Origin of the sequence: Sphingomonas sp. PP-F2F-G114-C0414 (genome assembly GCF_003688595.1) — a bacterium.
Classification (GTDB): domain Bacteria; phylum Pseudomonadota; class Alphaproteobacteria; order Sphingomonadales; family Sphingomonadaceae; genus Sphingomonas.
Genome location: NZ_RCWT01000012.1, coordinates 486,450 through 500,229, shown reverse-complemented (window position 1 = coordinate 500,229; position 13,780 = coordinate 486,450). Strand labels below are relative to the sequence as shown.

15 protein-coding genes are annotated in these 13,780 nt (G+C 65.7%); 11 read left to right on the top strand and 4 right to left on the bottom strand.

The annotated features are described in order from the left end of the window. Window positions 1-13 precede the first annotated feature (13 nt). Together C8J47_RS14305 and C8J47_RS14300 are read right to left on the bottom strand one after the other, a co-directional pair. On the bottom strand, window positions 14-586 hold the full coding sequence (locus C8J47_RS14305) for a sugar O-acetyltransferase (RefSeq protein ID WP_121886177.1): 573 nt from the start codon (window positions 584-586) through the stop codon (window positions 14-16). Window positions 587-588: 2 nt separating this feature from the next. Then, window positions 589-1,209, bottom strand: coding sequence for a DUF1349 domain-containing protein (locus tag C8J47_RS14300; protein ID WP_220683380.1), 621 nt, complete (start codon window positions 1,207-1,209; stop codon window positions 589-591). 141 nt (window positions 1,210-1,350) lie between these two features. Between C8J47_RS14300 and C8J47_RS14295 the strand changes: the two genes are divergently transcribed. The 5 genes from C8J47_RS14295 (at window position 1,351) to C8J47_RS14270 (ending at window position 4,532) form a co-directional block, all read left to right on the top strand. After that, window positions 1,351-1,899, top strand: coding sequence for a TetR/AcrR family transcriptional regulator (locus C8J47_RS14295; RefSeq protein WP_121886175.1), 549 nt, complete (start codon window positions 1,351-1,353; stop codon window positions 1,897-1,899). A 311-nt stretch (window positions 1,900-2,210) separates the two neighbouring features. Continuing rightward, complete coding sequence (locus tag C8J47_RS14290; RefSeq protein ID WP_056050007.1) at window positions 2,211-2,447, top strand: YozE family protein; 237 nt, start codon at window positions 2,211-2,213, stop codon at window positions 2,445-2,447. Between the two features lie 326 nt (window positions 2,448-2,773). Next, window positions 2,774-3,334, top strand: coding sequence for a GDSL-type esterase/lipase family protein (locus tag C8J47_RS14280; protein ID WP_183129118.1), 561 nt, complete (start codon window positions 2,774-2,776; stop codon window positions 3,332-3,334). Window positions 3,335-3,397: 63 nt separating this feature from the next. Beyond that, window positions 3,398-3,901 (top strand): TIGR02594 family protein, encoded by a 504-nt coding sequence (locus C8J47_RS14275; protein ID WP_183129117.1) that lies wholly within the window; start codon window positions 3,398-3,400, stop codon window positions 3,899-3,901. A gap of 112 nt (window positions 3,902-4,013) precedes the next feature. Beyond that, window positions 4,014-4,532 carry a general stress protein gene (locus C8J47_RS14270; protein ID WP_121886172.1) on the top strand — a complete coding sequence of 173 codons (519 nt, stop codon included), beginning with the start codon at window positions 4,014-4,016 and terminating at the stop codon, window positions 4,530-4,532. A 156-nt stretch (window positions 4,533-4,688) separates the two neighbouring features. On the opposite strand, the gene C8J47_RS14265 is transcribed toward C8J47_RS14270, so the two are convergent. Next, window positions 4,689-5,675 carry an alpha/beta fold hydrolase gene (locus C8J47_RS14265; RefSeq protein WP_121886171.1) on the bottom strand — a complete coding sequence of 329 codons (987 nt, stop codon included), beginning with the start codon at window positions 5,673-5,675 and terminating at the stop codon, window positions 4,689-4,691. Window positions 5,676-5,733: 58 nt separating this feature from the next. Here C8J47_RS14265 and C8J47_RS14260 point away from each other — a divergent pair, with 58 nt between their 5' ends. The 6 genes from C8J47_RS14260 (at window position 5,734) to C8J47_RS14235 (ending at window position 12,893) form a co-directional block, all read left to right on the top strand. Beyond that, window positions 5,734-6,702, top strand: coding sequence for a LysR family transcriptional regulator (locus tag C8J47_RS14260; RefSeq protein ID WP_121886170.1), 969 nt, complete (start codon window positions 5,734-5,736; stop codon window positions 6,700-6,702). A 635-nt stretch (window positions 6,703-7,337) separates the two neighbouring features. Further along, complete coding sequence (locus tag C8J47_RS14255; RefSeq protein WP_121886169.1) at window positions 7,338-8,021, top strand: NAD(P)H-dependent oxidoreductase; 684 nt, start codon at window positions 7,338-7,340, stop codon at window positions 8,019-8,021. Between the two features lie 26 nt (window positions 8,022-8,047). Then, the gene (gene adhP, locus C8J47_RS14250; protein ID WP_121886168.1) at window positions 8,048-9,079 is read left to right on the top strand and encodes an alcohol dehydrogenase AdhP; all 1,032 of its coding nucleotides are present in this window, start codon (window positions 8,048-8,050) and stop codon (window positions 9,077-9,079) included. Between the two features lie 2 nt (window positions 9,080-9,081). Beyond that, window positions 9,082-11,466 carry a phosphoketolase gene (locus C8J47_RS14245; protein ID WP_121886167.1) on the top strand — a complete coding sequence of 795 codons (2,385 nt, stop codon included), beginning with the start codon at window positions 9,082-9,084 and terminating at the stop codon, window positions 11,464-11,466. After that, the gene (locus tag C8J47_RS14240) at window positions 11,454-12,494 is read left to right on the top strand and encodes an acetate/propionate family kinase (RefSeq protein WP_121886166.1); all 1,041 of its coding nucleotides are present in this window, start codon (window positions 11,454-11,456) and stop codon (window positions 12,492-12,494) included. The genes C8J47_RS14245 and C8J47_RS14240 overlap by 13 nt, the downstream gene beginning before the upstream one ends. Window positions 12,495-12,623: 129 nt before the next feature. Then, on the top strand, window positions 12,624-12,893 hold the full coding sequence (locus C8J47_RS14235; protein WP_121886165.1) for a hypothetical protein: 270 nt from the start codon (window positions 12,624-12,626) through the stop codon (window positions 12,891-12,893). Between the two features lie 464 nt (window positions 12,894-13,357). Here C8J47_RS14235 and C8J47_RS14230 read toward each other — a convergent pair whose 3' ends face one another. Continuing rightward, window positions 13,358-13,774 carry a response regulator gene (locus tag C8J47_RS14230; protein ID WP_121886164.1) on the bottom strand — a complete coding sequence of 139 codons (417 nt, stop codon included), beginning with the start codon at window positions 13,772-13,774 and terminating at the stop codon, window positions 13,358-13,360. Window positions 13,775-13,780: the final 6 nt, after the last annotated feature.

Below are 13,780 nucleotides of genomic sequence, written 5' to 3'. Positions count from 1 at the left end.
TGACGCCGGCGCTTCAAGCGCGCGCGCCGGGATCGCGCTTGGCCGCTACGCGTGCGGGAATGCCGACGACCGTCGTTCCCGCCGCGACATCCCGGGTGACGACGCTGCCGGCACCGACGATCGCGTCGTCGCCGATCGTCACGCCGGGCAGGATGAGCGCGCCGGCGCCGATCCAGACGTTGCGGCTGATGACGACCGGGCGGCCGAACTCCAGCATCTTCGCCCTGATCACTGGATCGCGGGGGTGATCCGCCGTCAGGATCTGGACACCCGGTCCGATCTGCGTTCCCGCGCCGATCCGGACCGGCACGACATCCAGGACGATGCATCCGAAATTGAGAAAGACACCGTCCTCGAGGTGGATGTTGTAGCCATAATCGCAGTTGAACGGCGATCGCACGATGGCGCCGTTGCCGACGTGGCCCAGTGCTTCGGCCAGCATCGCATGCCGCTCGGACGCAGGCGCAGCGGACGCGGCGTTGTAACGCGCGAGCCAGACAGAGGCTGCCGCGGCGTCGCCCACAAGCTCGGGATCGTCCGCGGTGTACAGGTCGCCGCGCAACATCTTCTGCTTTTCGGTCGCCATGTTCAGGTCAGATCGTGCAGGTCTTTGCCGAGCGGGGCGGTGATACGGAGATCGGAAAACCGGATCTTCAGGCCGCTGCGTTCGGGTGTGCAGGCCATCGGGCCGACCTGGTACGACGAGGCGATCGGGAACGGCGCGAGGCGCACCAGCGGCCAGGTCTTGCCGTCCGCCGATACCTGAAGTCGCAGCACGCCCTTGGCGACGGTCGCGCGCATCCAAAAATCCTGCGCCGGATGCTCGTAAGGCCCGGTCGCCCAATCGGACTTGCCGTCGGTCAACACGCTGCTGAGCATCGCGCGTCCGTCGGACAGTTCGATTCCGGCCTTGACCCAATGGCGATCGTCGACCCGCACCATGATCCCGGCCTGATCGTAGAGCTTTTCATACTGGCCACGGATGCGGACCTGTGCGGTGAACGCGTCGGGCGCGGTGAAACCGAGGAAATGACCGCTGTCGCGCGTGAAACCGTAATGCGTCTCCCGCCAGAAGTCGGTTCCCTGGTCGGTGACGATCAACAGGTCGCCATTCGGTTCGACCGTCCAGCTCTTCGGTTCGTTCAACCACCGCCCGTCGGATCGTCCGAGTATCGATTTACCGCTCGCCGCTGCGATTGGCGTTGCCACAACCGCGGGGATCGCCAACGCTGCCGCTCCGCCGAGAACCGTCCGTCGCGACATATCAGGGGTCTTCACAAGCGCTGCCTTTCGCTACAATCGACGAATGTGTACAGATGTACATAACTGCTGGAAAGGCAAAAATTGACTGTGGAACCTCGTCGGCGGAATGATCCGGAGCGCAGACAGCGGATCGTCGACGCGACACTGGTCGTCATCGAACGCCACGGGGTGGCGGGGACCACGCATCGTCGGATCGCCGAGGCGGCCGCGGTGCCGCTCGGCTCTGTCACCTATTATTTCGCATCGCTCGAAGACCTGCTGACGACCGCGTTCCTGCAGCTGGCGACGACCTCGTCCGGCGCGTTCGAGTCGAGACTGGACGCAGCCACCACGCGCAGCGAGGCGATCGAGGGCGTCATCGACATCATTGCCGGGTCCGTCTGGGCGGATCCGCGCACGCTGTTGCTGAGCTACGAGCTATACGCCTACGCGGCACGCCATCCCGCCGTGACGACGGTCATGCAGCAATGGATGGACAATAGTCGCGCCGCGCTGGGGCGGTTCTTCGATCCGGTCACGGCGCGGGCCCTAGATGCGCTTGTCGAGGGGATCGGCATCCACAATTCTATCGACCCCGCACCGCTCGACCGGGATGCGATCCGTATGATCGTCGACAGAATCTCCAGGGTCGCATGACAAAGACAATTTGCAGCCGAGTACGTTCGCCGACCAATCGCTACGGGGCGCTCCGCTTCTGCCGTGAACTAGCAAGCCTGCCTTCTGGCATCGTCTGGCTTCGGCTCATCTGACGAACCGGCCATCCCTGCTTGCGTGCTGGCATCAGCCGCCCTCAGCCGCAGAACCTGTCGCATATCATTGCTCCGTCAGTGTGGAGACGTCGCGATCGGCGTGCCCATAGCCAGGCTCGACACCGATTGATTCACAAGAACATTGCAAGAACATGGATTCGATGCGATTGTCAGACCGACGATTCGTAGGACGCGAGAATGACCGATCACGATGACGACCAGCAGGAGCCGAGGCCGGCGTTCGGCCAATGGCTTGTGACGCAGAAGGACCGCAACGACCTTGTCGGTCAGCTTGCGATCGGAGCGGTTGCCGACCGGCGTTTTCCGCGCAACGGCGATCCCGAAGCGGTACGGAAGCATCTCAGCGCCATGCAGGCTGAGGGCGACATGTTCGCCGCGGTCGACGACGCCGAATCGGATTGGTTGTCGGCATGATGCAGGACGCGTGGGAGCAGGCATTTGCGCTGATGGCCGATCATGGGCAACTCGGTGCCTGCGCGCTCGTAGCGTCTGGTATGCAGAAGACGCCGCCAGGGCGACCGGAGCAATACCGACAATGGGAGGTGCTAGCGGACTGCCTGAATGCCGTGGCCGATGCCAGCCGGACGACGCATTGATCCGGCGGACAGTTCACTGATCGCCCTCGCTGCAGCGACGACGTTTTCCTGCACGGTACCCCGTACACGATCGCATCGGAAATACCGATGAGATGCCCGCGTCACCTTATATTGCCGCGCCTGTGACCTATGTCGCGGCGACTTATGGAAAACGTCCCACGTCTCATCCTCGCGATCGGCGATAGTCTCATTGCGGGATACGGACTGGCAGCCGCGGACAGCTTTCCGGCGCAACTGCAGTCGTCGCTGCGGTATCGACATCCCGGAATGTCTGTGACGAATGCCGGAGTATCAGGCGATACGAGCGCCGACGTTCTACGCCGCCTGCCACGGCTGCTTTCCAGCTTCGACCGGCGGCCAGCGCTGGCCATCGTCCAGGTCGGGCCGAACGATGTCCTGCGGCAGGTGCCCACAGCGCGTACCCGCGCGCAACTCGCGAACATCCTGCTGAGCTTGAGCGATTGCGGCATTCCCGTGGTCCTTACGACCGTCGAGCCGCCGGCGTTCATACGCGACCGCGCCGCGGCGTATCTGCACATTCATGCCGAGGTGGCTGCCGAACACGGCGCGACCGTCTGGCCGTTCTTCCCGCCGGGTGTGCTGGGGCACTCCGACATGGTGCTGGCAGATAGGGTGCATCCCAACGCCAAGGCGATCGCTGCGGTCGTGGCCGCGATGCTGCCGGTAGTGGAGCGAATGGTGTAGCGCCGCGCGTTCAAGCGTAACCGCGGGCTGTTGGGATCGTGTCGGGATATGAGGACTAAAGTCGTGCCAACGGAGCCGAAGTGGTTGAAGGCGGCGAGAGCGAAGTTGGGCACCGAAGAGGCTGCCGGTGCAGCGAACAGCGCCACCATTCTCGGCTGGGCGAAGCGGCTCGGCACGAAAGTGCTGGGCATGGTCTACAACGCCGACAGCGTCCCGTGGTGCGGCGTGTTCGTCGCCTATTGTCTGCAGGAAGACGAAATCGAGCCCGTAGCGATCGCGGTTCGCGCGACGTCATGGTCGACATGGGGGCAGGCGCTTCGTCCGGAACGGCTCGCACCCGGCGCGGTGCTGGTGTTCGCGCGTCCGGGCGGTGGTCACGTCGGATTCTATGTCGGCGAGGATGCCGCTGCGTATCATGTCCTTGGCGGCAATCAGGGCGATGCCGTCACTGTCGCGAGGGTCGCAAAGGATCGCTGCATTGCGCGGCGGTGGCCACCAGGCCGGCCGGTCATCGGCAAGCCGGTGCAGATGGCCGCGCGCAAGCCGATCTCGAGCGACGAAGCCTGACCGCCCGATGCTATTCTCGGTTACCGGGGCGGTAACCTTCAATGTCTGGAACGATCGTCTGTCGACACCGCTTTTAGGAGCATCTGCAACCGAGCCATCGACAGGAAGCACCATGAGCACGAACCTCATATCCGCCGTATTCGATAATCACGCCGACGCCGAGCGCGCGGTCTCGGAGCTTCGTGCTGCCGGGGTCGACGACCGCGCCATTTCCATCGTCGCTCAGCACGATGGCAAGACCGCGACGACCGACGGCAACGGCGACACGCAGGAGTTCGCCGGCAAGGTTGCGGCCGGCGCGGGCATCGGGACCCTGCTCGGCATAGCGGCGCTGGCCATTCCCGGGGTCGGTCCCCTGGTCGCAGCGGGTGCGATCGCATCGGCGGCAATTCCCGGTGCCGCGATCACTGGCGCGGCGCTCGGTGGGGCCATCGGGGGGCTCGAGAAGGTGATGACCGACCACGGCGTCAGTCGCGTCGATGCGAGCTACTACGAGGGGCGCATCAAGGAGGGCGGCGTGTTCGTGTCGGTCGATACCAGCGCTGCCGGGATTACCCCGGACGATGCAGCCGACCTGTTGTATCGCGCCGGCGGTCATACCTCCACGCGTACCAAAGTGGCCACGGCGTAAGAACAAGCCTGGGGCCGGAGGGGCGTCCACGGACGGGACTGGCTTGGCAAGCGTGTCCCGTCCGCTGTCGCGCCGGTCTCGGCTACGGCGGCGCACTCTCGCGCGGCGCCTATGGATCGCAGCGCGCGTTGTAACCTCCCGACCGCCCCTGCTAATTCAGGTCACCGTTCGGCCGAGAAAGTCCCGGATATAGTTGGCGATCACGTCATGGTGGGTTTCGAGCGCGAAATGGCCGGCATCGAGGAGGTGTATCTCTGCCTTGGGAAGGTCCTGCCGATAGGCTTGCGCACCGGCGGGGATGAAAGCGGGATCATGTCTGCCCCACACCGCTAGCAGCGGGGGCTGATGCTTGCGGAAATACGCGTGGAAGGCGGGGTACAGAGCGACGTTGCTGCGGTAATCCAGGATCAGGTCGAGCTGGATGTCCGCAGCGCCCGGACGCGCCATGTAGGCGATGTCGAGTTCGTAGCCGTCCGGTGACAGCAGCGCGAGATCCGAGCCGGTGCCATATTGCCAATCGCGGATCGTGTCCGGCGCCAAGGATGCGCGGCAGGCCTCGCGGTGAGCGTCGTTCGGTTCGCGCCAATACGCTTGCCAGGCGCCCCACTGATCGCTGAATCCTTCTTCATAGGCGTTGCCGTTCTGGCTGATGATCGCGGTCACTCTCTCGGGATGCCGCATTGCCAGCCTGAGTCCGACGGGTGCCCCGTAGTCGAAGATGTACAGCGCGTAGCGGTCGAGGCCGAGCACATCGACGAACTCCCCAAGCACCCGCGCGAGCGTGTCGAAGGTATAGGGGAAGGCCCCTCGCGCCGGTGCCCTGGTCTGTCCGAATCCTGCCAGATCCGGCGCGATGACGCGATAGCGGTCTGCCAGCAACGGGATCAGATCGCGGAACATGTGGCTTGCAGAGGGAAATCCATGCAGCAGCAACAGCACCGGCGCGTCGGCGGGACCGGCTTCGCGGTAGAAGACGTCGACCTCGCCGACCTGTTTTCGACGATAGTGAATTTTGGACACGGGCGGTTCCTTTGGTTGCGGCGGGGCGGCGGTGAGAAGGCTTGGGATGCTCGCCAGCGCCGGTCCTGTCGCGAGCCATGAGAGAAGCGTCCGGCGGGGGTAGAGAGTCGGTCGATGGCGCATGCGGCCTCCTTGCTGACCTCATGTACGTCTTGCAGGGAGCGGCGGTTAGCCTTGCATAATGGCAGGCTTGATTGCAGGATTCGAAACGATGGATCGATTGGAAGCAATGGCGCTGTTCGTTGCCGCGGTGGATCGCGGGTCGCTCGCGGCGGCGGCCAAGCGCTACGGGCGATCGCCGGCCAGCGTGACGCGCGCGGTTGCGTTGCTGGAGCGGGACGCCGGCGAGACGCTTCTGCTGCGCTCCACCCGCAAGCTGAGCTTGACCGCATCCGGTGAGCATCACGTAACGGTATGGCGGGACGTGCTTGAGAAGCTCGAACACCTTACGCCGATCGGCGCGGGCGCGCCGGTCCAGGGAAATATCGTGCTCACCGCGCCCGAATTATTTGGCCGCATCGCCGTCCTGCCGCTCCTCGAAAGCTTTCTCGACGATCATCCACTGGTGTCGGCACGCGTTCTTCTGATGAACCGCTTGGTCAACCTTATCGGGGAAGGGGTCGATCTCGCCGTGCGGCTGGCGCCGCTGGGGGATTCTTCGCTGCGCGCGATCCGGATCGGCGCGGTCCGTACGCTGCTGTGCGCATCCCCGGAGTACCTGGACAAGGCAGCACCTCTGGCGACCCCGGCCGATCTCGAGCACCACGCGTGCATCGGCTTAGACGTCGCGGCCGAGGGGGAGCGCTGGACGTTCGCAAGCCCTAAGACCCCCGCGCGCAAGCGGCGATCGGTCCGGGTCCAGCCCCGGCTCAGCATCAGCAACGCAGCCGCCGCCATCGATGCCGCTACGCGCGGCCAAGGCGTGATCCAGGCTCGCTCCTATCAAATCGTCGACGCGATCGCGGACGGCCGCCTGATACGCCTGCTGCCGGAATGGGAGGAGCCGCCCGTACCCGTGCATTTGGTGTTCCCCGCCGCGCGCGCGTCTCATGGAAGCGTGCGGGCGCTGATCGACCATCTTGGCCCCGCCTTGCGACGCAATCTGGCGGACGTCGAGGCGTCTATGCGCGTGGTGCCGACTATATCGTAATTACCGACGTACGCTTTCGCCCAAGGCAAGCCACGGCTGCTCGTGATCGTCGCAGCTGAAGAGCGGCCGCCCGTCGGTTTGTCTCGCGTGATCAGCAGCGCGCGGTGGATCGTTACACACGCACGGTCGCGATCGCGTCAGAGGCGTCGACTTGAGAAGGCTCCGATGATCGAAACCTGCCGGTCGGCTAGCAATCCAACCTCGGTCGATCGACGATGGCATCTTTGCCGGGCGTGATCGTTTGCTCTCCGGCGAAAGGCGTCATTTACGTGGAGAGCTGGGAGCGACGGCTTCAGCCGCTTTTTGGCATGTCCTGCGGCGTGTCCGGTGACCGATGACTTTACACAAACTGGCCGCTTGAGCCGGGACTGATCAAAAGGCCGTTCAAGCGTCCAGAGATAGCGAGCCAAAGAGGTTCGGCTGCCAACGTCGCACGTTTCCAACTGACCGGATCACATCGGAAAAGAGCCTGGATACGTATCGGAACGCCGCAGCAGCATTGCGACCTGCGTACTTTCCGAGGGTCACTTCGGGGGCCGTCGACGGATAGAACGGCCAGACCAGATGCCCCGCAGGATCGCGCCACGCTTCGCTGCGGCCGTCGGGGATCGTGACACTTTGGCGAGGACGCAACGATGGCAGGTGGCGAGCGCGGCACGACAGGCGGACGGCATGCCGTGATCCTGTGTCATCCCGATCCGTCGAGCTTCAACCATGCGATCGCGGGCGCCTATTGCGACGCGGTGCGCGGGGCGGGGCAGGGGGTCGTGTTGCGGGATTTGTACGCGATGGGGTTCGATCCGGTCCTCAAGGCGGCGGAGCGGCCGACCAACGTGGGCGCGGTATACGAAGCAGACGTACTGGCCGAAGTCGACGCGATCGCCGGCTGCGACGTCTTCGTTCTCGTCTATTCGATCTGGTTCGGAACACCGCCGGCGATGCTCAAGGGCTATGTCGAACGCGTGTTCGGCGCGGGCGTGCAGCCTGAGGCGTTGCAGGGACGCGTGCGCACCGACCTGCTCGGCGGCAAGCGTCTGGTCAGTTTCTCGACCTCCGCGGCGAGCAAAATCTGGCTCGACGAACAGGGGCAGGGACAGGGACTGAACAGCGTCTTCGACCAGTATATCGTTCACGCGTTCGGGATGCGATCGCAGGAGCATCGCCGGTTTGCGCACATCGTGCCGGGGCTGAGCGCGCGTTTTGCCGATCAGTATCTGCGCGAGGTTGCGGTCCAGGCGCAGCGGACGTGTGCGCAGATCGCCTTCGGGGACGAGGCCTTGCTGGCCGATCCCGCGCTCGTCGCCCGGATGGCACGCTGATCCATCCGCATCTTCAAGGAAATTCCATGACCCGTATGATGCACGCCGCCGTCGTCGAGGCGTTCGGCAAACCCCTGACCTTGCGCGAATGGCCGGTACCGGTCGCAGCGCCCGGACAGATCGTCGTCAAGACCGAAGCGTGCGGGGTGTGCCACACCGATCTGCACGCTGCGCACGGCGACTGGCCGGTCAAGCCGACGCCGCCGTTCATCCCTGGGCATGAGGGGATCGGCATCGTCGTCGAAGTCGGCGCGGGGGTGACGATCGTGAAGCTTGGCGACCGGGTCGGTGTGCCGTGGCTATACTCCGCGTGCGGGCATTGCGAATACTGCCTGTCCGCCTGGGAGACGGTGTGCGCCGAGGCGGAGTTCGGCGGCTACACGCGCAATGGCGGGTTCGCAGAGTATATCCTCGCCGACCCGAATTACGTCGCGCATATTCCCGCCGGGCTGTCCGCGATCGAGGCGGCCCCGATCATCTGTGCGGGCATCACCACCTACAAGGGCATCAAGGAAACGGGCGCGAAGCCGGGCGAGTGGATCGCGATCTCGGGCGTCGGTGGGCTGGGGCATCTCGCGGTGCAGTATGCCAAGGCGATGGGGTTGCGCGTTGCCGCGGTCGATGTCGACGAGGGCAAGCTCGCGCATGCCAAGGCGCTGGGCGCGGAATTGTTGATCGACGCGCGTAAGCCCGGCGCGATCGCGGCGCTCAAGGACGGGACCGGGGGCGGCACGCACGGCGTGCTGATCACCGCGCCGTCGCTGACCGCGTTCAATCAGGGCGTGGCGATGACGCGGCGCAAGGGGACGTGCGTGCTCGTCGGCCTGCCGCCGGGCGACTTTCCGATGCCGCTGTTCGACGTCGTGGCGCAGTGCATCACGGTGCGCGGATCGTTCGTCGGGACGCGCAAGGACATGGCCGAGGCGCTCGCCTTTGCCGCGGATGGCAAGGTTAAGGCCGACATCGAAGTGCAGCCCTTGTCGGCGATCAACGCCATCTTCGACCGGCTCCAGCACGGGCAGGTCGCGTCGCGCGTCGTCCTCGATTTCGGGAGCTGAACATGGCCGATTCTGCAACGCTAACGCCTGCGAAGACGCACCCTCTGTCCCACGACATGCTACGCCGGATGGACGCGTATTGGCGGGCGACGAATTACCTGTCGGTCGGGCAGATCTATCTGCGCGACAATGCGCTGCTCGATCGGCCACTGACGATCGCCGACGTCAAGCCGAGGCTGCTGGGGCATTGGGGGACGACGCCGGGGCTGAACTTCCTCTACGTCCATCTCAACCGCCTGATCGTCGAGCATGACCTCGACATGATCAACATCATCGGGCCGGGGCATGGCGGGCCGGGGCTGGTCGCGAATACCTATCTGGAGGGCTCGTACACCGAACGCTATCCCGCGATCGAGCGGAGCCGGTCGGGCATGCACCGGCTGTTCCGGCAGTTCTCGTGGCCGGGTGGCATCCCGAGCCATGTCGCGCCCGAGACGCCGGGATCGATGCACGAAGGCGGCGAGCTCGGGTACTCGCTCGCGCATGCGTATGGCGCGGCGTTCGACAATCCTGACCTGATCGTCGCGTGCGTGGTCGGCGACGGCGAGGCGGAGACGGGCGCGCTGGCGGCGAGCTGGCATTCGAACAAGTTCCTCAACCCCGCGCGCGACGGTGCGGTGCTGCCGATCCTGCATCTCAACGGCTTCAAGATCGCCAACCCGACGATTCTCGCGCGGATCGATGGGCATGAGCTGGACGCGTTGCTGCGCGGCTATGGGCATGAGCCCTATTATGTAGGCGGTAGCGATCCCGAAGCTGTCCACCAGCAGCTTGCCGCGGCGCTCGACAAGGCGCTGGCGCGGATCCAGGTGATCCAGGCGGCGGCGCGTGTCGAGGGCGTGACGCCCGACCGACCGCGCTGGCCGATGATCGTGTTCCGCACGCCGAAGGGCTGGACCGGGCCGAAGTTCGTCGATGGCAAGCCGGTCGAGGGGACGTGGCGGGCGCACCAGGTGCCGATCGCGGACTTCAAGGATCCCGAGCATCTGCGCCAGCTCGAAGCGTGGATGCGGAGTTACCGACCCGAGGAGCTGTTCGACGAGACGGGCAAGTTCCTGGAGGAGTATGCGTCGCTCGCACCGACCGGGCATCGGCGGATGGGATCGAACCCGCATGCCAATGGCGGTGAGCTGATGGTGCCGTTGTCGCTGCCCGATTTCCGTGAGTTCGCGGTGGCGGTGGACGCGCCGGGGACGGTGAAGGCCGAGGCGACGCGCGTGCTCGGCCGGTATCTGCGCGACGTAATGAAGCTCAATCTTGCGAGCGTGAACTTCCGCCTGTTCGGGCCGGACGAGACCGCGTCGAACCGGCTGGCCGACGTCTACGACGTCTCGGGCAAGGTGTGGATGGCGGAGGTCGAGGCGGTCGACGAGCATCTCGGGCCCGATGGGCGCGTGATGGAGGTGCTCAGCGAGCATCTCTGCCAGGGTTGGCTCGAAGGGTATCTGCTGACCGGGCGGCACGGGCTGTTCTCGTGCTACGAGGCGTTCGTCCACATCGTCGATTCGATGGTCAACCAGCATGCCAAGTGGCTGAAGGTGACGCGCGGCATCCCGTGGCGGCGACCGATCGCGTCGCTCAATTACCTGCTGACGTCGCATGTCTGGCGGCAGGATCACAACGGGCTGTCGCACCAGGATCCGGGGTTCATCGACCACGTCGCGAACAAGACCGCGGACGTCGCGCGGATTTACCTGCCGCCCGACGCGAACTGCCTGTTGTCGGTCGGCGATCACTGCCTGCGCAGTCGCGGCTATGTGAACGTGATCGTCGCGGGGAAGCAGCCCGAATGGCAATGGCTCGGGATCGACGCGGCGGTGCGGCATTGCACCGCGGGCGCGGGGATCTGGGCTTGGGCGGGCGACGATGCCGAGCCAGACGTGGTGATGGCGTGCGCGGGCGACGTGCCGACGCTGGAGACGCTGGCGGCGGTGACGATGCTGCGTGCGTACGTGCCCGACATCCGCATCCGGGTGGTAAACGTGGTCGACTTGATGGTGTTGCAGCCGCGTTCCGAGCATTCGCACGGGCTGGACGAGCGCGAGTTCGACGCGATGTTCACGCGCGACAAGCCGGTGATCTTCGCGTTCCACGGCTACCCCGCGATGATCCACAAGCTGACGTACCGGCGCGCCAATCACGCCAATATCCATGTGCGCGGGTACAAGGAGATGGGGACGACGACGACGCCGTTCGACATGGTCGTGCTGAACGATCTCGACCGGTACCGGCTGGCGCTCGACGCGATCGAGCGCGTGCCTCGGCTGCGCGACCGCGTGCCGCGCGAGACGGCGCGGTATTGGACGACGATGGAGCGGCACAAGCTCTACATCGCCGAGCAGGGCGACGATCTGCCGGAGGTGCGTGACTGGCAATGGGCACGGTAGAGGGGGGCGCGGTAGTTCTCGCGCTCAACAGCGGGTCGTCGTCGCTCAAATACGGGCTGTACGCGGTCGATCCGGAGCCGGTCCTGCTGGTTGGCGGGACGATCGAGACGCCCGACGATGATGGCGACGATCACGCGCGCTTCTTCGATACGATCGAGACCGCGTTGACGGGGTGGCCGACGCCTACGGTGATCGGTCACCGGATCGTCCACGGTGGCCCGCACCGCGATGCGCATTGTCAGATCGACGATGCGGTGATGGCGGATCTGGAGGCGGCGTGTGCGTTCGCGCCGCTGCACGGCCCTGCATCGCTGGCGCTGATCCGGGCCGCGGAGGCTCGCTATACGCGCGTGCCCCAGGTCGCGTGCTTCGATACCGCGTTCCATGCGGGCATGCCCGACATCGCCCGGACGCTGCCGATCCCACGCGAATACCAGGCGAGCGGCGTGCGGCGCTACGGTTTCCACGGGCTGTCCTGCGAGTCGATCGTGCGCCAACTCGGCGGCGACATGCCGGCACGGCTGGTGATCGCGCATCTCGGTAACGGTGCAAGCGTGACCGCCGTGCGCAATGGTGCTTCAATCGATACCAGCATGGGGCTGACCCCGTCGGGCGGCGTGATAATGGCGACGCGGACCGGCGATATCGATCCGGGCGTGTTGCTGTACCTGCTGCGAGAAACCGAGCTGGACGCCAAGGCGCTGGCGATGATGGTCGATCATGCTTCCGGGATGACGGGTATATCGGGGCTGTCCGGCGACATGCGCGTCCTGCGATCCGCGACGACCGAAGACGCCGACCTCGCCATCCGGATGTTCGAGCGATCGGTATGCAAGCAGATCGCGGCGATGATCGCCTCGCTTGGGGGGGCGGACATGCTCGTGCTGACCGGCGGGATCGGCGAGAACGACGCGCCGACCGCGCGAGCGATCCGCGCGGGTCTCGCGTGGGTTCCAGACCTCGAAATCCGGATACTACCCTCGCAGGAAGACGCGCAGATCGCGCTGCACGCCGCCGCGCTCGCCTGACGACCTTGGCAAGGTACGTGCTTTCCGAGTCCCGACGACGCCGTCCATGCCCGCTACCGTCTGGATACGGATTGGCTCATCGACACCCGCATCGTGCGGCAGCGGGGGCGAACCGGCGGGGAGTTCGTGATGAACGCTATCCACACCGAGATACTCTATTTTCAGCGCCGCCTCGACGCCACGCGGGCGATGGCCGATGCCGCCGCAGGGCCGTGCGCGCGCCGGGCTCACGAACTGCTCGCGCAACTCTATGGCGAGAACCTAGAGGTGTTGTCCGCCCAAGCCGCCGGCCTGATCGCCGAACCCGTGCCGACGTTGGCGGTGCGGAGTATCGGCGCCGCCCCGCGCCTCCGGCCGATCGCGCATCGTCCGCGCCTGACGCTTAAGCTCGCTTGCTAGCCCACATTCCCGCTGCCATGGTGCGCAGCGCAGTATGGATCAGCGAACGGCAGCCGCAGCGCTGGCGAACGCCGGGAAGCATGGCTTAAGGCTGGGGAGGTCGGCTTTGGACCACCACGGGGGCATCGCTCGACAGGATTGCTGTGGAGCCCCCTGCGCCTGCGTCAGGCGATCGGCTCGATGATCGGCAGTTCGCCGGTCAGTTGTGGTCGTCGAAGCCGGCGACGATCGATGGCTGAATTCATGGCGTAATCCACGGTAATTGGGCGTTGCCAGACCGTAGGATCGGGGTGCGGCGGCACGAGAGTCGGGACCTAGTCTAGCGCGCCCCAGCGATCGGTGCGGGCGTGGGACGGGCGCTCGAATGACGAACGCGGATCGAACACGCTTTTGACCTCCGCGAAGGCGGTAGCTCCGTCTGGGTCCGCGCCTTTGCGAGAAAACAGGCTATCCTTACGCCGCAATCACCCCTCCGCGTTCCAGCCGAACCAACCGCGGTCGATCGACGCGGCGATCGCGGTGAGCAGCGGGGCGTCGCCAGCGGTGCGGTCGAGGATGCGGTCGCCGTGGCGCTCGGCGGCGTGGACCAGCGCGGGGGGCGGGGCGGTGCCATCGAGCAGGATCGCCTTGCCGCGCCAGCCCGACGCGCGCATCGCCTGGAGCGTCGCCATGCCGGTGCTCTCCGGGCCTTCGACATCGACGACGATGCAGGGTACGTCGCGCGATCTGGGGTCGGCGAGCAGCGCCGCGCCGGTCGCATAGGAGCGGACGTCATAGTGCTCCGAGAGCAGCATGATCTGGCGCGCGCGACGGATCGCGGGGTCGCCGTCGACCAGCGAAACGCCGATGCCGTCATGCGATTGGGGAGCGTGGTCGGTCATCGGGCG

Coding starts and splice junctions, on each gene's coding strand:
- adhP (WP_121886168.1), top strand. CDS start 8,048: ATGACCCGTATGATGCACGCCGCCGTCGTCGAGGCGTTCGGCAAACCC.
- C8J47_RS14235 (WP_121886165.1), top strand. CDS start 12,624: ATGAACGCTATCCACACCGAGATACTCTATTTTCAGCGCCGCCTCGAC.
- C8J47_RS14240 (WP_121886166.1), top strand. CDS start 11,454: ATGGGCACGGTAGAGGGGGGCGCGGTAGTTCTCGCGCTCAACAGCGGG.
- C8J47_RS14230 (WP_121886164.1), bottom strand. CDS start 13,774: ATGACCGACCACGCTCCCCAATCGCATGACGGCATCGGCGTTTCGCTG.
- C8J47_RS14265 (WP_121886171.1), bottom strand. CDS start 5,675: ATGCGCCATCGACCGACTCTCTACCCCCGCCGGACGCTTCTCTCATGG.
- C8J47_RS14290 (WP_056050007.1), top strand. CDS start 2,211: ATGACCGATCACGATGACGACCAGCAGGAGCCGAGGCCGGCGTTCGGC.
- C8J47_RS14255 (WP_121886169.1), top strand. CDS start 7,338: ATGGCAGGTGGCGAGCGCGGCACGACAGGCGGACGGCATGCCGTGATC.
- C8J47_RS14245 (WP_121886167.1), top strand. CDS start 9,082: ATGGCCGATTCTGCAACGCTAACGCCTGCGAAGACGCACCCTCTGTCC.
- C8J47_RS14270 (WP_121886172.1), top strand. CDS start 4,014: ATGAGCACGAACCTCATATCCGCCGTATTCGATAATCACGCCGACGCC.
- C8J47_RS14305 (WP_121886177.1), bottom strand. CDS start 586: ATGGCGACCGAAAAGCAGAAGATGTTGCGCGGCGACCTGTACACCGCG.
- C8J47_RS14280 (WP_183129118.1), top strand. CDS start 2,774: ATGGAAAACGTCCCACGTCTCATCCTCGCGATCGGCGATAGTCTCATT.
- C8J47_RS14260 (WP_121886170.1), top strand. CDS start 5,734: ATGGCAGGCTTGATTGCAGGATTCGAAACGATGGATCGATTGGAAGCA.